Origin of the sequence: Klebsiella sp. JB_Kp031 (genome assembly GCF_040064295.1) — a bacterium.
GTDB lineage: Bacteria > Pseudomonadota > Gammaproteobacteria > Enterobacterales > Enterobacteriaceae > Klebsiella > Klebsiella quasipneumoniae.
In genome coordinates, this window is sequence record NZ_JBEAJW010000038.1 from 40,614 (window position 1) to 60,029 (window position 19,416).

The window sequence follows — 19,416 nt, forward strand, 5'->3', positions numbered from 1 at the left end:
CCTGTGCCTGCTGGGCTACAGCAGGAGCCACAGCACCAGGAGCAGGACAACCGCGCCCAGCGCCAGCTGCCAGGGCTTAGCGGCCCATGTCCGCCTGGTCACGGGCTCCTCCTGCGGGATCGCCAGCGTCTCCTGGGCGCGGGCTACCCGCAGCACAAACACCTTGTTCAACAGCGCCAGGATCTGCGCCGGGCTCAGCGTGGTCTGCGGCGTAACCTGCCAGTTGCGACGGGCAAAGTCGACAATCTTCTGCCACTCTGCGGCCTCCAGCGGCTGCTTGAGCGCTCCCTGCAGCGAGGTCAGCGTCGGCGCGGTTTGCGCGCTGAGGGTCTGCCGCGCCTGTAGCCAGTAGGAAAGCGGCGTGAAGTGCGTCGCCGGGATCAGCTCCCCGGACTTGACGCCGCAAAGTTCCAGCATGGACTGCCAAATCAGCTTGCTTGGTTCGCCAGTGGCGGCCGCCAGCTTCGTCACCAGCTGATTGAGCGTGTTGTGCTCGGCTGGCAACAGCGGGCGGAGGGTCGGCGGGCGCTGCTGCGGCTGCGGGATAGACAGCTGACCACGCTGCAGCAGATGCAGAATGTGCTCCAGTTGCGTCTGGCTGAGGGCATGCAGCGCCGTTTGCCCATAATGCTGACGAATATAATCGCTCACCGCCTGGCGGTTATTGCCCTGGCCGAGCAGATCGCTGAGCTGCGCCAGGGTCTGGCGATGATGATGATTGTCCTGCGCGGCGGCTAAGCGCTGGTTGAGACTGGCCTCTGCGGCGCTGAAATGGCGGGCCAGCAGGGGCGTGTCGCCTTTTAGTCCGAGATCATGTTTGACGCAGGCCCACACTTCCGCATTCTGCTGCGAGGTCAGCGCCACCAGGCGCGTGATCAATCGCTCCAGGACGGTGCGTTGCTGCATGGAAAGCGAAGGTTCGCCGGTGGCGGCAGTGCCTGATGGGCCTCGCCCAGGAGGACGGTCTGGCATATCTGCAAGGGGGTGCGTCATGATTCATCCTTTCGATATCGCGGTACTGGAACCAGGTGATGAGTATGCCTGGCGGCCAGATTATGGCACACTTCCCCGGTTAACTCTCGTTCTCAGACAGGTACTGAACTGTGAAAATCCTCGTTGATGAAAATATGCCCTATGCCCGTGAGCTTTTTAGCCGTTTAGGCGACGTGCAGGCGATCCCGGGCCGCCCGGTTCCGGCCGATGCCCTGACCGATGCGGATGCCTTAATGGTGCGCTCGGTCACCCGGGTCAATGAAGCATTGCTTGCCGGCAAGGCCATCAGGTTCGTCGGCACCGCGACCGCAGGCACCGATCATGTCGATCAGGCGTGGCTGCAGCAGGCGGGGATTGGTTTCTCCGCGGCGCCCGGCTGCAACGCCATCGCGGTGGTGGAGTATGTCTTTTCAGCGCTGCTGATGCTGGCTGAACGTGACGGCTTCGCGCTGCGCGATCGCACCATCGGGATCGTCGGCGTCGGTAACGTCGGCGGGCGGCTGCAAAAGCGCCTGGAGGCGTTGGGTATCAAAACCCTGCTTTGCGATCCCCCGCGTGCCGACCGCGGCGACGAAGGCGACTTCCGCTCCCTCGACGATCTGGTCCAGCAAGCTGATGTCATCACCTTCCATACCCCGCTGTATAAAGAAGGGCAATATAAAACCCTGCATCTGGCGGATGAGGCGCTGATTAGCCGCCTGAAGCCCGGAACGATTTTGATCAACGCCTGCCGCGGGCCGGTGGTGGATAACGCTGCGTTGCTGAAACGACTGGAAGCCGGTCAGTCCCTGAGCGTGGTGCTGGACGTTTGGGAGCCGGAGCCGGATCTCAACGTAGAGCTTCTTAAGCGAGTGGATATCGGCACGGCGCATATCGCCGGCTATACCCTTGAAGGGAAGGCGCGCGGGACGACGCAGGTATTCGAAGCCTATAGCGCCTTTATCGGCCATCCGCAGCAGGTGGCGCTGGATACCTTGTTGCCGGCCCCGGAGTTTGGCCGCATCACCCTGCATGGCCCGCTCGATCAGCCGACGCTGAAAAGACTGGTACATTTGGTGTATGATGTGCGCCGCGATGATGCGCCGCTGCGGAAGGTGGCGGGCGTCGCCGGTGAATTCGACAAGCTGCGTAAAAATTATCAGGAACGTCGCGAATGGTCTTCGCTGTACGTGCAGTGCAGCGATGAGCAGGCGGCGGCCCTGTTGCGCCAGCTCGGTTTTAACGCCGTGCATCATCCTGTTCGTTAATGTCTTCTTAATGCCCCTGCCGGATACTCCGGCAGGGCCGCTTTATTTCTGGAGTAAACCACCATGTCTGAAGGCTGGAATATTGCCGTACTGGGCGCAACGGGCGCCGTAGGCGAAGCCCTGCTCGAAACTCTTGCTGAACGCCAGTTCCCGGTGGGGGAGATTTTTGCTCTGGCGCGCAATGAAAGCGCGGGCGAACATCTGCGTTTTGGTGGCAAGTCGGTGATCGTCAAGGACGCCGCCGAGTTTGACTGGACCCAGGCCCAGCTGGCTTTCTTTGCCGCAGGCGCAGAAGCCAGTGCGGCGTATGTCGAAGATGCGACAAACGCCGGGTGTCTGGTTATCGATCTCAGCGGCCTGTTTGCGCTGGAGCCGGACGTACCGCTGGTGGTGCCGGACGTGAACCCGTTTGTGTTAGGCGATTACCGCAACCGCAATCTGATTGCGGTGCCCAACAGTCTGACCAGCCAGCTGCTGACGGCGCTCAAGCCGCTTATCGATCAGGGTGGACTGTCGCGCATTAGCGTCACTAACCTGCTCTCCGCCTCAGGGCAGGGGAAAAAAGCGGTGGATGCGCTGGCAGGGCAGAGCGCCAAGCTGTTGAACGGCATCCCCATCGATGAAGACGATTTCTTTGGCCGCCAGCTGGCGTTCAACATGCTGCCTCTACTGCCGGATCGTGAAGGTAGCGTGCGCGAAGAGCGCCGTATCGTCGATGAAGCGCGCAAAATTCTGCAGGATGACGGGCTGATGATCTCCGCCAGCGTCGTCCAGTCGCCGGTCTTCTACGGCCATGCGCAGATGGTGAACTTTGAAGCGATGCGTCCGCTGGCGGCGGAAGAGGCGCGTGACGCCTTTACCCGCGGCGAGGAGATCGAACTGTCTGAAGAGGGCGAATTCCCCACTCAGGTTGGCGACGCCTCCGGTAACGCCCGTCTCTCCATCGGCTGCGTGCATAATGATTACGGCATGCCGGAGCAGGTCCAGTTCTGGTCGGTGGCGGATAACGTCCGCTTCGGCGGCGCGCTGATGGCGGTGAAGATCGCCGAGAAGCTGATTGAGGAGTACCTGTACTGATGTCTGAGATGGAGCAACAGCCGGTCTGTAAAATCGCGCTGGGCATCGAGTACGACGGTAGCAAATATTACGGCTGGCAGCGGCAAAACGAAGTGCGCAGCGTGCAGGAGAAGCTGGAAAAGGCGCTCTCGCAGGTGGCGAACGAACCGATTACCGTCTTTTGCGCCGGCCGCACCGACGCCGGTGTCCATGGCACCGGCCAGGTGGTGCATTTCGAAACCCGGGCGCAGCGTAAAGATGCCGCCTGGACGCTGGGGGTAAATGCGAATTTACCTGGTGACATCGCGGTGCGTTGGGTCAAACATGTACCGGCGGATTTTCATGCCCGGTTCAGCGCCACGGCGCGCCGCTATCGTTACGTCATCTATAATCATCGCCTGCGTCCGGCGGTATTGAGTCATGGCGTCACGCATTTTCACCAGCCGCTCGACGCCGCGCGCATGCAGCGCGCCGCGCAGTGTCTGCTGGGGGAGAATGACTTTACCTCGTTTCGCGCAGTGCAGTGCCAGTCGCGAACCCCGTGGCGCAACGTGATGCACATTAACGTTACCCGTTACGGCGCTTATGTGGTGGTGGATATCAAAGCGAATGCCTTTGTACATCATATGGTCAGGAATATTGTGGGCAGCCTGATGGAAATCGGGGCCGGTAACCAGCCGGAGAGCTGGATGGCAGAACTGCTGGCAGCAAAAGACAGGACGCTCGCTGCGGCAACGGCAAAAGCGGAAGGGTTGTATCTGGTGTCGGTGGATTACCCGGCCCATTATGATTTACCGGTGCTGCCAATGGGCCCGCTGTTTCTGGCGGACTAATAGGGTCATTAAGGGTAAAGACAAACATGGACTTGATTCACTTTTTAATTGATTTCATCCTGCATATTGATGTGCACCTGGCCGAGCTGGTCGCCCAGTACGGCGTCTGGGTTTATGCCATTCTGTTTTTGATTCTGTTCTGCGAAACCGGGCTGGTGGTGACGCCGTTTCTGCCGGGAGATTCCCTGCTGTTCGTCGCGGGCGCGCTCTCGGCCCTGCCCACCAACGATCTTAATGTCCATCTGATGGTATTGCTGATGGTTATCGCGGCTATCGTCGGCGATGCGGTCAACTACACCATTGGCCGGCTGTTCGGCGAAAAGCTGTTCAGCAATCCGAACTCGAAGATTTTCCGTCGCAGCTATCTGGATAAAACCCATAGCTTCTACGAACGTCACGGCGGAAAAACCATTATCCTCGCGCGCTTTGTGCCGATAGTCCGAACCTTCGCGCCGTTTGTGGCGGGAATGGGGCATATGTCCTATCGTCATTTTGCGGCCTATAACGTCGTCGGGGCGCTGCTGTGGGTGCTGCTGTTCACCTACGCCGGCTATCTGTTTGGCGATCTGCCGGTGGTGCAGGAGAACCTTAAGCTGCTGATCGTGGCGATCATCGTGCTTTCCGTCCTGCCGGGCGTGATTGAGATTATTCGCCATAAGCGGGCGGCGGCGAAGCAGGCGAAGTAGTTTAGCCTGTGTTGCGCGTGACGGTGCAGAGCGTCACGCGCAGCGGTTTGACCACTTTTTTATCCCATGTTCCGGGATGATATGATTTAATGTGCAACATTCATGGTCTGTAAGAGGCAAAAATGGCATTATGCGCCCCTTACGACAAAACTGGCATCGACCAGGTTCAGGCAGAAAGGTTATCAATGAGCTGGATTGAACGAATTAAAAGCAACATCACTCCCACCCGCAAGGCGAGCATTCCTGAGGGTGTATGGACCAAGTGCGACAGCTGCGGTCAGGTACTCTACCGCGCCGAGCTGGAGCGCAACCTGGAGGTTTGTCCTAAGTGCGATCACCATATGCGCATGTCGGCGCGTAATCGCCTGCATAGCCTGTTGGATGAAGGTTCTCTGGTGGAACTGGGTAGCGAACTTGAGCCAAAAGATGTGCTGAAGTTCCGCGATTCAAAAAAATACAAAGACCGCCTGGCGTCCGCTCAAAAAGAGACGGGCGAGAAAGACGCGCTGGTGGTAATGAAAGGTACGCTCTACGCGATGCCGGTTGTGGCCGCCGCCTTTGAATTCTCCTTTATGGGGGGATCGATGGGTTCCGTCGTTGGCGCACGCTTTGTGCGCGCGGTGGAGCAGGCGCTGGAAGATAACTGCCCGCTGATCTGCTTCTCCGCCTCCGGTGGCGCCCGTATGCAGGAAGCGCTGATGTCGCTGATGCAGATGGCGAAAACCTCCGCGGCGCTGGCGAAAATGCAGGAGCGCGGATTACCGTACATCTCTGTGCTGACCGACCCGACCATGGGCGGCGTATCGGCGAGCTTTGCGATGCTGGGTGACCTGAACATTGCCGAGCCGAAAGCGCTGATCGGCTTTGCCGGTCCTCGCGTCATTGAGCAGACCGTACGTGAGAAGCTGCCGCCGGGATTCCAGCGCAGTGAGTTCCTGATTGAAAAAGGGGCGATCGATATGATCGTTCGCCGTCCGGAAATGCGTCTCAAGCTGGCCAGCATTCTGGCGAAGCTGATGAACCTGCCGGCGCCGGTTGCCGCTTCGGAAACGCCTCATGAAGGCGTGGTGGTGCCGCCGGCACCGGATCAGGAACCCGAGGCCTGATAAAGCAGAGGGCAGGGCCTGGCGGCGCTGCCCTTTTTTATTCATACTCGTTAACCGTCAATTCTTGCGGGCATCATGGAAAAAGATCCTATTCCTCAGGCCACGTCGCCCCTGGCTACGTGGCTTTCTTATCTGGAACATCTGCACAGTAAAACCATCGACCTGGGGCTGGCGCGCGTCAGCGAGGTCGCGCGGCAGATGGATATCGTCAAACCGGCGCCGTTCGTCTTTACGGTCGCGGGTACCAATGGCAAAGGCACCACCTGCCGCACGCTGGAAACCGTCCTGATGGCGGCTGGCTATAAAGTGGGGGTCTACAGCTCTCCGCATCTGGTGCGTTACACCGAACGCGTGCGCATTCAGGGAGCGGAACTGCCGGAGGCGGCGCATACGGCCTCGTTTGCGGAGATTGAAGCGGCGCGGGGCGACATCTCGCTGACCTACTTTGAGTACGGCACGCTCTCTGCGCTATGGTTGTTTAAGCAGGCGCAGCTGGACGTGGTGATCCTGGAGGTGGGGCTCGGCGGCCGTCTCGACGCCACTAATATCGTGGATGCCGATGTCGCCGTGGTTACCAGCATCGCTCTCGATCATACCGACTGGCTGGGACCGGATCGCGGAAGTATCGGCCGGGAGAAAGCCGGTATCTTCCGTGACGGAAAACCGGCGGTAGTAGGGGAGCCGGATATGCCGCACACCATTGCTGAAGTGGCGAGCGAGAAGGGCGCCCTGCTCCAGCGCCGCGGCGTCGACTGGCGCTATGAGGTGGAAGGCGAGACATGGTCTTTCCGCGACGCGGGCGGGGCGTTAAGCCACCTGCCTCTGCCTCAGGTGCCGTTGCCGAACGCCGCCACGGCCGTGGCGGCGCTGCGCGCCAGCGGACTTGCCGTGGATGACGCTATCCTGCGCGCGGGGATCCGCGACGCGATGCTGCCGGGACGCTTTCAGATAATCAGCGACGCCCCGCGGGTGATCCTCGATGTGGCGCATAACCCGCACGCGGCGGCTTATCTCGCCGGGCGTCTCAAAACGTTAGCGAAAACGGGACGCGTGCTGGCGGTTATTGGTATGCTGCATGATAAGGACATTGCCGGCACGTTGGCCAATCTGGCCCCGGAAGTCGACGCCTGGTACTGCGCGCCGCTGGAAGGGCCGCGCGGGGCGACGGCGGAGCAGCTGGTGGAACATTTGCGTGGCGGCACAGTCTATAGCAGCGTGGCGCAGGCGTGGCATGCGGCCATGGCTGACGCTAAAGTGGAAGATACCGTGCTGGTGTGTGGTTCGTTTCACACGGTCGCACAGGTTATGGAAGAGATAGACGCGGGGAGAATCGGTGGCGAGTAAGTTTCAGAACCGTTTAGTCGGGACAATCGTGCTGGTAGCGCTGGGGGTGATTATCCTGCCAGGGCTGCTGGACGGGCAGAAAAAGCATTACCAGGATGAGTTTGCCGCGATCCCGCTGGTGCCGAAACCGGGCGATCGTGATGAACCGGATATGCTTCCGGCGGCGACTCAGGCGCTGCCTTCGCAGCCGCCGGAAGGGGCGGCGGAAGAGGTGCGGGCGGGCGATGCCGCCGCGCCATCGTTAGATCCGTCGCGTATCCCGGTGAACAGCAACAGCTTCGATGACGTTCAGGAGCCGGTAGTGGCCGCGAAACCCCAGCCTAAACCTCAGCCGAAGCCGCAGCCGCAACAGCAGGCCGCGACGCCAACGCCACCGCCTGCTAAGCCACAGCAGCAACAACCGCAGCAGCAGGCGGCCCTGCCGGCGCCGACCGGCAAAGCCTATGTGGTTCAGCTGGGCGCGTTGAAGAACGCCGATAAGGTGAACGAGATCGTTGGTAAACTGCGGGCGTCGGGCTTCAAAGTGTATACGTCGCCTTCGACGCCGGTACAGGGTAAAATTACCCGTATCCTCGTCGGGCCGGATGCGTCAAAAGACAAGCTCAAGGGCCAGCTGGGCGATCTGCAACAGATCTCCGGGCTCAGCGGGGTAGTGATGGGCTTCACCCCGAACTGATTGTTTTTTCCGCGATGCGGAAAGAACGCGGCGGGGCTAAACGCCCCGTAAACCCTGTCTCAGCCGCCCTGAAGAGGCGAAAGACAGTCTGGCGTTGAATGTTTTTTCAGCGCCATTTTTATTTCTGTAGGGCAAGGAAATCCCTACGCAAACGTTTTCTTTTTCTGTTAGAATGCGCCCCGAACTGGACGACAGGGCGTAAAATCGTGGGACGTATATGGTCTGGATTGATTACGCCATTATGGCGGTGCTGGGTCTTTCTTGCCTGGTCAGCCTGATCCGCGGCTTCGTTCGCGAAGCTTTATCGTTAGTCACGTGGGGTTGCGCGTTTTATGTCGCCAGCCACTACTACGCTGATCTGTCTGTCTGGTTTACGGGCTTTGAGGATGAACGGGTTCGAAATGGGATTGCTATTGCGGCGCTGTTTATCGTGACGCTCATCGTTGGCGCTATCGTGAACTATGTGATAGGCCAGCTGGTGGAGAAGACCGGTTTGTCAGGTACCGACAGGGTATTGGGGATCTGCTTCGGCGCGCTACGTGGGGTGCTGATCATCGCCGCTATTCTGTTCTTCCTTGACACCTTTACCGGGATGGCGAAGAGCGATGACTGGCATCAGTCGCAGTTTATTCCCTATTTTACCCCCGTCATCAGATGGTTTTTTGAATACCTGCAAAGCTCGTCAAGTTTCTTGCCTAAAGTATAGACTTTAGGTCGTTGCTGAACGAGGAAAAGACGTATGTGCGGTATTGTCGGTATCGCCGGTGTTATGCCGGTTAACCAGTCGATTTATGATGCGCTAACGGTGCTCCAGCACCGTGGACAGGATGCCGCTGGCATCATCACCATTGATGCCAACAACTGCTTCCGGTTGCGTAAGGCTAACGGGCTGGTAAGCGACGTATTCGAAGCCCGCCATATGCAGCGTATGCAGGGCAATATGGGGATTGGCCACGTGCGTTACCCCACGGCGGGCAGCTCCAGCGCCTCCGAAGCGCAGCCGTTTTACGTCAACTCGCCGTATGGCATCACGTTGGCGCATAACGGCAACCTGACCAACGCCCATGAGCTGCGTAAAAAGCTGTTTGAAGAAAAACGCCGCCACATCAATACCACCTCAGATTCCGAAATCCTCCTCAATATTTTCGCCAGTGAGCTGGATAACTTCCGTCACTACCCACTGGAAGCGGATAACATCTTTGCCGCGATTGCGGCGACCAACCGCTTGATCCGCGGCGCGTATGCTTGCGTGGCGATGATCATCGGTCATGGCATGGTGGCCTTCCGCGACCCGAACGGCATTCGTCCGCTGGTGTTGGGCAAACGTGACGTAGGCGATGGCCGCACCGAGTATATGGTGGCCTCGGAAAGCGTGGCGCTTGACACCCTTGGCTTTGAATTCCTGCGCGATGTGGCGCCGGGCGAAGCGGTTTATATTACCGAGAAGGGCCAGCTGTTTACCCGTCAGTGCGCCGATAACCCGGTCAGCAACCCGTGCCTGTTCGAGTACGTCTATTTTGCCCGTCCGGACTCGTTTATCGACAAAATTTCCGTCTACAGCGCCCGCGTTAATATGGGAACCAAGCTGGGCGAGAAGATTGCCCGCGAGTGGGAAGATCTGGATATTGACGTCGTTATCCCGATCCCGGAGACCTCCTGCGATATCGCGCTGGAGATCGCCCGCATCCTCGACAAGCCTTATCGACAGGGCTTCGTGAAGAACCGCTACGTCGGCCGCACATTTATCATGCCGGGCCAGCAACTGCGTCGTAAGTCTGTGCGCCGCAAGCTCAACGCCAACCGTGCGGAGTTCCGCGATAAGAACGTGCTGCTGGTGGACGATTCCATCGTTCGCGGCACCACCTCGGAGCAGATCATCGAGATGGCGCGCGAAGCAGGGGCGAAAAAAGTGTATCTGGCCTCAGCCGCGCCGGAAATTCGTTTCCCGAACGTGTACGGTATCGATATGCCGACCGCCAACGAACTTATCGCTCATGGCCGCGAAGTGGATGAGATCCGCCAGATCATCGGCGCCGATGGCCTGATTTTCCAGGATCTCAACGATCTGATCGAGGCGGTGCGCGCGGAAAATCCGGATATTCAGCAGTTTGAATGTTCTGTGTTCAACGGCGTGTACGTCACCCGGGATGTCGACCAGCAGTACCTCGACTACCTCGATTCCCTGCGTAACGATGATGCCAAAGCGGTTCAGCTGCAGAACGAAGTCGAAAACCTCGAGATGCACAACGAGGGTTAAGCCGTTCACGCGTCGCGGGCCTGCCGTTCCTGATGGACGGCGGGCCTTTTTTTCGCCCGGCAACGGTGCGTCAATGGTTGCGCCAACGGCTATAATCCGGCAAAGTCTGCGGCATGACGCGCAAGGGGTAACAGAACGTGAAACGACTGATTATTGGCATTTCCGGCGCCAGCGGCGCCATCTATGGCGTGCGGATGCTGCAGGTGCTGCGGGATGTGCCGGATATTGAAACCCATCTGATCCTCAGTCAGGCGGCGCGCCAGACGCTGGCGATGGAGACCGACTTTACCGTGCGTGAAGTGCAGGCGCTGGCTGATGTGGTGCATGATGCCCGCGACATCGCCGCCAGTATCTCCTCCGGCTCGTTTAAAACCGCCGGGATGGTGATTTTACCCTGCTCAATGAAAACGCTCTCGGGTATTGTCCATAGCTACACGGATGGTCTGCTGACGCGGGCGGCGGATGTGGTGCTGAAGGAGCGTCGTCCGCTGGTGCTCTGCGTGCGGGAGACTCCGTTCCATCTTGGCCATCTGCGACTGCTGGTGCAGGCTGCGGAGCTGGGGGCGGTGATTATGCCGCCGGTGCCGGCCTTCTACCATCGGCCGCAAAGCCTGGATGATGTTATCAACCAGACCGTCAACCGGGTACTCGATCAGTTCGACATTAGCCTGGAACAAGACTTATTTACGCGCTGGCAAGGGTCACAGGATTGCACCAACCAGGTGCGATAAATGTACGCTTGCGCTGCGCTGGTGCAAATTTGTCGTCCCGATCAAATCCTCGACATTTATTTCGTCTTTTTGCGCTCAGGCGCTGCGGTTTCGCCAGTAATGCTGGTATCTTCCCTTTTAAGACAATCCTGCAACTTTATTTTAACAAATTTAACCCTGTTCCCGGCACGCACCGGGAAGATGGCACAAAAACTGCAGGATTGATCGGCAATCACCATAACAAGCAACGCACCACATCACGACACTTAAGGGTACTGTATGAAGAAGACGATTCTGGCTCTCTCTTTACTCGTGGGAATGAGCAGCACGGCCAGTGTGTTTGCTGCTCTGCCGCAGAGCATTCGCATTGGCACTGACGCGACCTATGCACCCTTTTCGTCGAAAGACGCGAAAGGGGACTTTGTTGGCTTTGATATCGATTTAGGCAATGAACTGTGCTCCCGTATTAAGGTGAAATGTACCTGGGTCGGCAGTGATTTTGACTCCCTGATCCCCTCCCTCAAGGCGAAGAAAATTGACGCCATCATCTCCTCGCTCTCCATCACCGAGAAGCGCCAGCAAGAGATCGCCTTCTCTGACAAGCTTTATGCCGCCGACTCCCGGCTGATCGCGGCCAAAGGCTCGCCGAACCAGCCGACGCTGGAGGCGCTGAAAGGTAAGCACGTCGGCGTGCTGCAGGGCTCCACGCAGGAAGCCTATGCTAACGATCGCTGGCGCAGCCAAGGCGTTGACGTGGTGGCATATCAGAACCAGGACCTGATCTATTCCGACCTCTCCGCTGGTCGTCTGGATGCGGCGCTGCAGGATGAAGTCGCCGCCAGCGAAGGCTTCCTGAAGCAGCCTGCCGGGAAAGATTTCGCCTTTGCCGGCCCGTCCGTTAAAGACAAAAAGTACTTTGGCGACGGCACCGGTATCGGCCTGCGTAAGGACGACGCCGAGCTGAAAGCCGCGTTTGATAAAGCGCTGGGCGAGATGCGCAAAGACGGCACCTACGACAAAATGGCGAAGAAATACTTCGATTTTAACGTCTACGGCGACTAAGACTGCCGCAGGCCCGCGCTATCGGGTGGGCCTGCCGCCATGCTCGTGTAAAAGCCCTGAAAAGGTGCATCGCCAGACGCTGTGGATCATTTTAGTGCAAAGGCAGGCGCTTTTGTGGCTAAAAAATGCATAGTTAAGCGTTTGTGGTGCAAAAAAATGGCCTTTCTGGTGCATAAATCTTTGCCCTCAAGGGGCGAATAATGGCACGATAACTGGTGTTAATAGTTCTAATAAACCCGTTAGAATGACAGTCTGTCGAGGATAGTTATGAAAAAACTGGCGTTGTCTCTCTCTTTAGCGCTGGCCCTTTCCAGCGTTTCCACGGTCTTTGCCGCTATTCCGCAAAAAATTCGTATCGGTACCGATCCGACTTATGCTCCCTTCGAATCGAAGAATGCGCAGGGGGAATTGGTGGGTTTTGATATCGATCTGGCAAAAGAGCTGTGTAAGCGTATTAATACCCAATGTACCTTTGTGGAAAACCCGCTGGATGCGCTGATCCCCTCTTTAAAAGCGAAGAAAATCGACGCGATTATGTCTTCGCTGTCGATTACCGAAAAGCGTCAGCAGGAAATCGCTTTCACCGACAAACTGTATGCGGCTGATTCGCGTCTGGTGGTGAAAAAGGGCAGCCCGGTAACGCCGGATCTTGCCACCCTGAAGGGTAAGCGCGTGGGCGTGCTGCAGGGTACGACGCAGGAAACTTATGGTAATGAGCACTGGGCGCCGAAAGGTATCGAAATTGTCTCCTATCAGGGGCAGGACAATATCTATTCCGACCTGACCGCCGGCCGTATTGACGCCGCTTTCCAGGATGAGGTCGCGGCCAGCGAAGGGTTCCTGAAACAGCCTATCGGTAAAGATTATCAGTTTGGCGGTCCGTCGATTAAGGACGAAAAGCTGTTCGGCGTCGGCACCGGTATGGGGCTGCGTAAGGAAGACAACGAACTGCGCGAAGCGCTGAATAAAGCGTTTGCAGAGATGCGTAAGGACGGCACCTACGACAAGCTGGCGAAAAAATATTTCGATTTTAACGTATACGGCGAATAATTCTCACGCCTCACCATTGCGCGTCCGATTCACGCGCAATGGTGGATGACAGACAGGGTAGGCAGCATGCTGTATGGGTTTTCACAGGTTATTTTGCAGGGTGCGCTTGTCACCCTGGAGCTTGCGCTCAGCTCGGTCGTTCTCGCCGTCCTGATTGGGCTGGCGGGCGCTGGCGCAAAGCTATCGAGCAATCGTCCTCTGGCGCTGGTATTTGAAGGCTATACCACACTGATCCGCGGCGTCCCCGACCTGGTGCTGATGCTGTTGATTTTCTACGGCCTGCAGATTGCGCTTAACAGCGTTACCGATGCGCTGGGCATGGCGCAGTTTGATATTGACCCGATGATCGCCGGGATTATTACCCTTGGCTTTATCTATGGCGCCTATTTTACGGAAACCTTCCGCGGCGCCTACCTGGCGGTGCCGAAGGGGCATATCGAAGCGGCCACCGCCTTTGGCTTCAGCGGCGGGCAGACGTTCCGGCGCATCCTGTTCCCGGCGATGATGCGCTACGCGCTGCCGGGGATCGGCAACAACTGGCAGGTTATCCTCAAGGCGACGGCGCTGGTCTCGCTGCTGGGGCTGGAGGATGTGGTCAAAGCCACGCAGCTGGCGGGCAAAAGCACCTGGCAGCCGTTCTACTTCGCCATCGTCTGCGGCCTGATTTATCTGGTATTTACCACCCTTTCTAATGGCGTACTGCTGCTGCTCGAACGCCGCTATACCGTTGGCGTCAAGAGGGCTGACCTGTGATTGAAATTATTCAGGAATATTGGAAATCCCTGCTGTGGACCGACGGCTATCGCTTTACCGGCGTGGCGATTACCTTATGGTTGCTGATCTCTTCGGTGGTCATGGGGGGCATCCTGGCGGTCTTTCTGGCAATCGGCCGCGTTTCGAGCAATAAGTTCATCCAGTTTCCCATCTGGCTGTTTACTTACATATTTCGCGGCACGCCGCTGTATGTGCAGCTGTTGGTCTTTTACTCCGGTATGTACACCCTGGAAATCGTCAAAGGCACTGAACTGCTGAACGCCTTTTTCCGCAGCGGGCTAAACTGTACGGTGCTGGCGCTGACCCTGAACACCTGCGCTTATACCACCGAAATTTTCGCCGGCGCGATCCGCTCGGTACCGGCGGGTGAAATTGAAGCGGCGCGGGCCTACGGCTTCTCTTCGGTCAAACTGTACCGCTGCATCATCCTGCCTTCCGCGCTGCGGATTGCGCTGCCGGCCTACAGTAACGAAGTGATCCTGATGCTGCACTCGACGGCGCTGGCGTTTACCGCTACGGTGCCGGATCTGCTGAAAATCGCCCGCGATATCAACTCGGCCACCTATCAGCCGTTCACCGCCTTTGGCATCGCCGCGGTGCTCTATTTAATTATCTCGTATGTGCTGATTAGCTTGTTCCGCAAAGCGGAAAAGCGTTGGTTGCAGCATATCAAACCTTCTTCGACGCATTGAGAACGCCATGTCCGACAATAAATTAAACGTTATCGATCTGCATAAACGCTATGGGGAACACGAGGTGCTGAAGGGCGTCTCGCTGCAGGCGAAAGCCGGGGACGTTATCAGTATCATCGGTTCATCGGGTTCCGGGAAAAGTACCTTTTTACGCTGTATTAACTTCCTTGAAAAACCGAGCGAAGGCACGATCGTCGTCAGCGGCCAGAATATTGGCCTGGTACGGGATAAAGACGGTCAGCTGAAGGTGGCCGACAAGAACCAGCTGCGCCTGCTGCGCACCCGGTTGACCATGGTGTTTCAGCATTTCAATCTGTGGAGCCATATGACGGTGCTGGAGAACGTCATGGAGGCGCCGATTCAGGTGCTGGGCTTAAGCAAACAGGAAGCGCGCGAACGGGCGGTAAAATACCTGGCCAAGGTCGGGATAGACGAACGTCAGCAGGCGAAATACCCGGTGCATCTTTCCGGCGGCCAGCAGCAGCGTGTCTCTATTGCCCGCGCGCTGGCGATGGAGCCGGAAGTGCTGCTGTTCGATGAGCCGACCTCCGCGCTGGATCCGGAGCTGGTGGGCGAAGTGTTACGCATCATGCAGCAGTTGGCGGAAGAGGGGAAAACCATGGTGGTGGTGACCCACGAAATGGGCTTTGCCCGCCACGTCTCTTCGCATGTCATTTTCCTGCATCAGGGAAAAATCGAAGAGGAAGGGCATCCGGACGCGCTGTTCGGCGCGCCGAAAAGCCCGCGCCTGCAGCAGTTTCTGAAAGGTTCGCTGAAATAAACGGCTTACCCGGCGTCTGCGGGCGCCGGGTGGGATTCACGCTCCAGCCGGTAAATCCAGTCATCGTAATCGACGCCGTTCAGATGATAGGCTTTCTCCAGCACCTGCGTGCGCACAAAGCCTTGCTTCTCCAGCAGGCGCGATGATCCACGATTCTCTCCCAACACCCAGGCATTGATGGCCTGTACCCCCAGCGTGCTGAAACCATAATCGCAGATCGCCCGCAGCGCTTCGCTGGCATAGCCTTTTCCCTGAGCCTCGGGCAGCAGCGCATAGCCGACGTCGGCCTCGTGCGGATTTTTAGGGCTGATGCGAAGCCCAATATCGCCCAGCGCATCGCCGCGCTTATTACGCAGAACATACACGCCGGGATCGGCGCAGCGACTGGCGAACACGCTGCGCAACGCCTCCTCGCTTAACACTTCGCCCATAAAACGCATCACCTGCGGATCCTGGCGCAGGCGCAGAAAAAAGGGCCAGTCATCGGTAACAAAGCGGGTAAGCGAAAGGCGAGGCGTGGTGATGGTCGTCATAAAGCAGTCAATTCGAAGAAGGAAAGGCCTACCTTAGCACTTTGCTTCGCCAGGTAACACCGGCGAACCGGCCGGCTGGCGATGAACTCAGGCGCTTCAGGGCGCTGGCTGTCCGGGATATGGCGATGCTGCAGCGCCAGGCTGAGGCCATCCAGGCGTGGAGCATGAGCCAGCAGAATGGAATCAGGGGAGCCAATGCTCCCCTGTGTCAGCCATTAACTCAGCACATCCTTTAGCGCTTCGTCGAGATCGTACCAGCGGAAGGCGAAGCCGGTGGCTTCCAGTCGCTTAGGCAGCGCGCGCTGGCCGCCGAGCACCAGCACAGCGGATTCGCCCATCAGCAGGCGGATGGCGGCGGCGGGAACGCGGAAAATCGCCGGTCGATTGAGCGCATGCCCCAGCGCGTGGGCGAACTGCTCGTTATGCACGGGATAGGGCGAAACCATATTGAATGGGCCGCGCAGATCGTTATCCAGCAGCCACAGAATGCCGTTAACCATATCGTCGATATGGATCCAGGCCAGGTACTGTCTGCCGCTGCCGATAGGCCCACCGAGGCCGAGCTTAAAGGCCGGGGTCATTTTGCCAAGAATACCGCCCCGCGGCGCCAGTACCACGCCGGTGCGCAGCAAACAGACGCGGGTGCGCTCGCTTTGCGCTTCGCAGGCAATTTGCTCCCAGCGGGCGCAGAGCTTATGGGTAAACTCATTGTGCGGCGGCTCTTCTTCAGTCACCACCACTTCGCCGAGGTCGCCGTAATAGCCGGTGGCTGACCCGCTGATCAGCACGGAGGGAGGGGTGTCGCTGGCGTGGATCAAGCCCACCAGCCGCTGAGTGAGATCCCAGCGACTATGGCATAAGCGCTGTTTCTGCTCGGCGGTCCAGCGTTTATCGGCGATGGGCTCGCCCGCCAGATTGATGACGGCATCGATGCCATTGAGGTGGTGATGGCCCTCGAAATCGCGCCACAGCGTGACGCGCGGATCGAGACGGGCGCGGGCGGTATCCGGATGTCGGGTGGAGACCGTGACGCTATGCCCAAGCTCCAGCAGTCTGGGTATCAGATGTCGGCCAATCAGGCCGGTACCACCAGTAAGCAGGATCTTCATACCACCTCCCTGACATGGTTAGCGCCGCCAGCTCATGGTCATGGATACCGAGTCGGCATAGCGCAGCGCGTGAAGTTTATCGATCTCCACTTCAGCATATGTGACCCAGTGATGTTCGCATGCGATATTCAGCACATCCTGAGTTAATTTTTCCAGCAGCGAGAAACGACCATTCTCAAGATGGCTAATGATGCGTTTGGTAATGGTGCGGTAGTTCAACGCATCATTAATGTCCTCGCTGTCGCGCGCTTTATCGGCAGGGTAGTGAATGGCCACATTCACTACCACGTCCTGGCGGTTGGCGATCTCTTCCTCTTTAATACCAATAAAAGTACGCAGGCGCAGGTTCTTAATACGAATAATGGCGTCTGGTTGAGACATTGCAGGCTTCCTCCGTGGTTTAAGTCCTGCAATCATACAACAAAGCGCGACGGGCGAGCAGGGGGTTAATAAGGCTGAATTTTTAGCATCGCTTCCACCGTCGCCGGCCGCTGCTTAATGCGCTCATACCAGTTATGCACCGCCGGATAGTTCGCCAGATCGATCCGCTGGCGGACATGGCAGTTCACCCATGGCCAGGCGGCGATGTCGGCGATGCTGTAGTGGTCCCCGCCCAGCCACGGGCTGGATCCCAGGCGGTGATTCAGTACCCCATAGAGTCGCTGGGTTTCCACCTGAAAACGCTCAATTGCGTAGGGCACGGTTTGCGGCGCTGAGTGGGAAAAATGCTGATTTTGCCCCAGCATCGGCCCCAGGCCGCCGACCTGCCAGAACAACCACTGCAGGGTGGTATAGCGCGCCCGCAGCTCCCCGCTCAGCAGCTTGCCGCTTTTTTCCGCCAGATAGAGCAGGATGGCGCCGGACTCGAAGACGCTCAACGGCGCGCCGCCGTCGGCAGGCATGTGGTCGACGATAGCTGGAATTTTGTTATTCGGCGAAATCGCCAGAAACTGCGGATGAAACTGCTCCCCTTTGCCAATATCGACCCGAATTAGCCGATAGGCCAGCTGCGCCTCTTCGAGAAACAGGGTGATTTTGTGGCCGTTTGGGGTGGGTGCATAGTAGAGATCGATCATAATATTTCCCGCCGTCGTGGGTCGCAAACTGATCGAGTATAGGTGAAGCTGCGCGACCCGGGAAAAAATCCGCGAGCGGGGCGCCAGCCACGCAGCGGACGAGCAGTGACATCGCCGGTAAGACAGGCTATGTTGGTTTATTGCCCTGTCTACCAACCCTGAGGAAGTTATGAGCCAGCCTGTGATTACCCTGTGGTCCGATGCCGATTTTTTCTCACCGTACGTGATGTCTGTTTATGTCGCGCTACAGGAAAAGAGCCTGCCTTTTAGCCTTAAAACCATCGACCTGGGCAGCGGCGAACATCTGCAGGCCGGCTGGACGGGCTATACTGCCACCCGTCGCGTACCGCTGCTGGAGGTTGACGATTTCGCGCTGAGCGAGTCTTCGGCGATTACCGAATATCTGGATGAGCGTTTCGCGCCGCCTGAGTGGGAGCGCCTTTATCCACACGATCTGCAAAAGCGGGCCCGCGCCCGGCAGATCCAGGCCTGGCTACGCAGCGATCTGGTGCCCATTCGTGAAGAGCGATCCACCGCCGTGGTGTTTGGCGGGGTGAAAATGCCGGCGCTCAGCGAGGCAGGCAAGCGGTCGGCGGAAAAACTGTTTGCCACCGCTACCACGCTGCTGGCCCACGGCGGGCAAAATTTATTCGGCGAATGGTCTATTGCCGATGCCGACCTGGCGCTGATGCTCAATCGTCTGGTTCTTAATGGCGATGAGGTGCCGGAGGCGCTGGCGGATTATGCGACTTTCCAGTGGCAGCGGGCCTCAATCCAGCGTTACGCGGCGCTTTCCGCCAAACGCGGAGGCTGATAACCCGCCGCGCTTCCGCTATCATAGAGGCATCGTAACCAGTGGAGATGGAACCTATGAAGCTGATGTTTGCCTCCGATATTCATGGTTCGCTACCTGCGACGGAACGCGTGCTTGAGCGGTTCGCGCAAAGTAGCGCCAGTTGGCTGATCATCCTCGGCGATGTGCTTAATCACGGGCCACGCAACGCGCTGCCGGAAGGCTATGCTCCGGCGGAGGTGGCCGAGCGGCTGAACAGCGTGGCGGAGCGCATCATTGCGGTTCGCGGTAACTGCGACAGCGAAGTGGATCAAATGCTGCTTCGTTTTCCCATGACCGCGCCCTGGCAGCAGGTGCTTGGCGAAGGCTACCGCCTGTTTCTGACCCACGGTCATCTTTATAGCCCGGACAATTTGCCGCCACTTGCCGCTGGCGATGTCCTGACGTATGGCCATACTCATATTCCGGTTGCTGAAAAACGCGGGGCGTTCTCTCTGTTTAATCCAGGCTCAGTGAGTATCCCGAAAGGGGGATATTCCGCCAGCTATGGGCTACTGGATGAGGGGCGTCTGCAGGTTTTAGCACTCAATGATAATCAGGTTATTGCAGAGGTCGCAATTTACCCGTAATTTAGCCCT

Annotated in this window: 24 protein-coding genes; 18 read left to right on the plus strand and 6 right to left on the minus strand. The window is 58.1% G+C overall.

Features of this window, described 5'->3' with window-relative positions; all coding sequences use genetic code 11:
* Positions 1–15: 15 nt before the first annotated feature.
* Complete coding sequence (gene flk / locus ABLV64_RS17455) at positions 16–993, minus strand: flagella biosynthesis regulator Flk (RefSeq protein WP_017899511.1); 978 nt, start codon at positions 991–993, stop codon at positions 16–18.
* 110 nt (positions 994–1,103) lie between these two features.
* Between flk and pdxB the strand changes: the two genes are divergently transcribed.
* The 10 genes from pdxB to ABLV64_RS17505 all read left to right on the plus strand — a co-directional run bounded on the left by pdxB (position 1,104) and on the right by ABLV64_RS17505 (position 10,929).
* Positions 1,104–2,240 (plus strand): 4-phosphoerythronate dehydrogenase PdxB, encoded by a 1,137-nt coding sequence (gene pdxB / locus ABLV64_RS17460; protein WP_069135489.1) that lies wholly within the window; start codon positions 1,104–1,106, stop codon positions 2,238–2,240.
* A 63-nt stretch (positions 2,241–2,303) separates the two neighbouring features.
* Positions 2,304–3,317: an aspartate-semialdehyde dehydrogenase gene (locus ABLV64_RS17465; protein ID WP_004201776.1), complete on the plus strand. Its 1,014-nt coding sequence runs from the start codon at positions 2,304–2,306 to the stop codon at positions 3,315–3,317.
* The gene (gene truA / locus ABLV64_RS17470) at positions 3,317–4,129 is read left to right on the plus strand and encodes a tRNA pseudouridine(38-40) synthase TruA (RefSeq protein ID WP_004201775.1); all 813 of its coding nucleotides are present in this window, start codon (positions 3,317–3,319) and stop codon (positions 4,127–4,129) included. Before ABLV64_RS17465 ends, truA begins: the two co-directional genes overlap by 1 nt.
* 26 nt (positions 4,130–4,155) lie before the next feature.
* The gene (locus ABLV64_RS17475; protein WP_002913221.1) at positions 4,156–4,815 is read left to right on the plus strand and encodes a DedA family protein; all 660 of its coding nucleotides are present in this window, start codon (positions 4,156–4,158) and stop codon (positions 4,813–4,815) included.
* 185 nt (positions 4,816–5,000) lie between these two features.
* Positions 5,001–5,921: an acetyl-CoA carboxylase, carboxyltransferase subunit beta gene (accD, locus tag ABLV64_RS17480; RefSeq protein WP_004201773.1), complete on the plus strand. Its 921-nt coding sequence runs from the start codon at positions 5,001–5,003 to the stop codon at positions 5,919–5,921.
* A 75-nt stretch (positions 5,922–5,996) separates the two neighbouring features.
* On the plus strand, positions 5,997–7,265 hold the full coding sequence (gene folC, locus ABLV64_RS17485) for a bifunctional tetrahydrofolate synthase/dihydrofolate synthase (RefSeq protein ID WP_064183446.1): 1,269 nt from the start codon (positions 5,997–5,999) through the stop codon (positions 7,263–7,265).
* Positions 7,255–7,941, plus strand: a complete 687-nt coding sequence (gene dedD, locus ABLV64_RS17490) for a cell division protein DedD (protein WP_004201770.1) — start codon at positions 7,255–7,257, stop codon at positions 7,939–7,941. The genes folC and dedD overlap by 11 nt, the downstream gene beginning before the upstream one ends.
* A 217-nt stretch (positions 7,942–8,158) precedes the next feature.
* Positions 8,159–8,647, plus strand: coding sequence for a colicin V production protein (cvpA, locus tag ABLV64_RS17495; protein ID WP_002913214.1), 489 nt, complete (start codon positions 8,159–8,161; stop codon positions 8,645–8,647).
* 33 nt (positions 8,648–8,680) lie between these two features.
* A complete protein-coding gene (purF, locus tag ABLV64_RS17500) occupies positions 8,681–10,198 on the plus strand; it encodes an amidophosphoribosyltransferase (protein WP_004180758.1) in 1,518 nt (505 codons plus the stop codon).
* Positions 10,199–10,335: 137 nt separating this feature from the next.
* Positions 10,336–10,929: a UbiX family flavin prenyltransferase gene (locus ABLV64_RS17505; protein WP_017899515.1), complete on the plus strand. Its 594-nt coding sequence runs from the start codon at positions 10,336–10,338 to the stop codon at positions 10,927–10,929.
* 56 nt (positions 10,930–10,985) lie between these two features.
* Here ABLV64_RS17505 and ABLV64_RS17510 read toward each other — a convergent pair whose 3' ends face one another.
* The gene (locus ABLV64_RS17510; RefSeq protein WP_004140952.1) at positions 10,986–11,147 is read right to left on the minus strand and encodes a hypothetical protein; all 162 of its coding nucleotides are present in this window, start codon (positions 11,145–11,147) and stop codon (positions 10,986–10,988) included.
* A gap of 40 nt (positions 11,148–11,187) precedes the next feature.
* On the opposite strand from ABLV64_RS17510, the gene argT reads away from it, so the two are divergent.
* From argT to hisP, 5 genes are all read left to right on the plus strand, one after another.
* Positions 11,188–11,970, plus strand: a complete 783-nt coding sequence (gene argT / locus ABLV64_RS17515; RefSeq protein ID WP_348843040.1) for a lysine/arginine/ornithine ABC transporter substrate-binding protein ArgT — start codon at positions 11,188–11,190, stop codon at positions 11,968–11,970.
* Between the two features lie 267 nt (positions 11,971–12,237).
* Complete coding sequence (gene hisJ / locus ABLV64_RS17520; protein WP_002913209.1) at positions 12,238–13,020, plus strand: histidine ABC transporter substrate-binding protein HisJ; 783 nt, start codon at positions 12,238–12,240, stop codon at positions 13,018–13,020.
* A 66-nt stretch (positions 13,021–13,086) separates the two neighbouring features.
* Positions 13,087–13,773: a histidine ABC transporter permease HisQ gene (locus tag ABLV64_RS17525; protein ID WP_004201769.1), complete on the plus strand. Its 687-nt coding sequence runs from the start codon at positions 13,087–13,089 to the stop codon at positions 13,771–13,773.
* The gene (hisM, locus tag ABLV64_RS17530; protein ID WP_002913207.1) at positions 13,770–14,486 is read left to right on the plus strand and encodes a histidine ABC transporter permease HisM; all 717 of its coding nucleotides are present in this window, start codon (positions 13,770–13,772) and stop codon (positions 14,484–14,486) included. The genes ABLV64_RS17525 and hisM overlap by 4 nt, the downstream gene beginning before the upstream one ends.
* 7 nt (positions 14,487–14,493) lie before the next feature.
* On the plus strand, positions 14,494–15,267 hold the full coding sequence (hisP, locus tag ABLV64_RS17535) for a histidine ABC transporter ATP-binding protein HisP (RefSeq protein ID WP_002913206.1): 774 nt from the start codon (positions 14,494–14,496) through the stop codon (positions 15,265–15,267).
* A gap of 5 nt (positions 15,268–15,272) precedes the next feature.
* Here hisP and ABLV64_RS17540 read toward each other — a convergent pair whose 3' ends face one another.
* Positions 15,273–15,800, minus strand: a complete 528-nt coding sequence (locus ABLV64_RS17540) for a GNAT family N-acetyltransferase (protein ID WP_017899517.1) — start codon at positions 15,798–15,800, stop codon at positions 15,273–15,275.
* A gap of 119 nt (positions 15,801–15,919) precedes the next feature.
* Between ABLV64_RS17540 and ABLV64_RS17545 the strand changes: the two genes are divergently transcribed.
* The gene (locus tag ABLV64_RS17545) at positions 15,920–16,036 is read left to right on the plus strand and encodes a hypothetical protein (protein ID WP_032425776.1); all 117 of its coding nucleotides are present in this window, start codon (positions 15,920–15,922) and stop codon (positions 16,034–16,036) included.
* Here the strand turns inward: ABLV64_RS17545 and ABLV64_RS17550 are convergent.
* The 3 genes from ABLV64_RS17550 to yfcG form a co-directional block, all read right to left on the minus strand.
* Complete coding sequence (locus ABLV64_RS17550; RefSeq protein ID WP_217324761.1) at positions 16,016–16,909, minus strand: TIGR01777 family oxidoreductase; 894 nt, start codon at positions 16,907–16,909, stop codon at positions 16,016–16,018. The genes ABLV64_RS17545 and ABLV64_RS17550 overlap by 21 nt on opposite strands.
* Before the next feature lie 18 nt (positions 16,910–16,927).
* The gene (gene folX, locus ABLV64_RS17555; protein WP_002913200.1) at positions 16,928–17,290 is read right to left on the minus strand and encodes a dihydroneopterin triphosphate 2'-epimerase; all 363 of its coding nucleotides are present in this window, start codon (positions 17,288–17,290) and stop codon (positions 16,928–16,930) included.
* A gap of 65 nt (positions 17,291–17,355) precedes the next feature.
* On the minus strand, positions 17,356–17,985 hold the full coding sequence (yfcG, locus tag ABLV64_RS17560; RefSeq protein ID WP_004201763.1) for a GSH-dependent disulfide bond oxidoreductase: 630 nt from the start codon (positions 17,983–17,985) through the stop codon (positions 17,356–17,358).
* Positions 17,986–18,154: 169 nt separating this feature from the next.
* On the opposite strand from yfcG, the gene yfcF reads away from it, so the two are divergent.
* Both yfcF and yfcE read left to right on the plus strand, forming a co-directional pair.
* Positions 18,155–18,799 (plus strand): glutathione transferase, encoded by a 645-nt coding sequence (gene yfcF, locus ABLV64_RS17565; protein WP_004201762.1) that lies wholly within the window; start codon positions 18,155–18,157, stop codon positions 18,797–18,799.
* 56 nt (positions 18,800–18,855) lie between these two features.
* Entirely contained in the window at positions 18,856–19,407 is a 552-nt protein-coding gene (gene yfcE, locus ABLV64_RS17570; RefSeq protein ID WP_049092044.1) for a phosphodiesterase, read from the plus strand.
* The last annotated feature ends 9 nt before the right edge of the window (positions 19,408–19,416 follow it).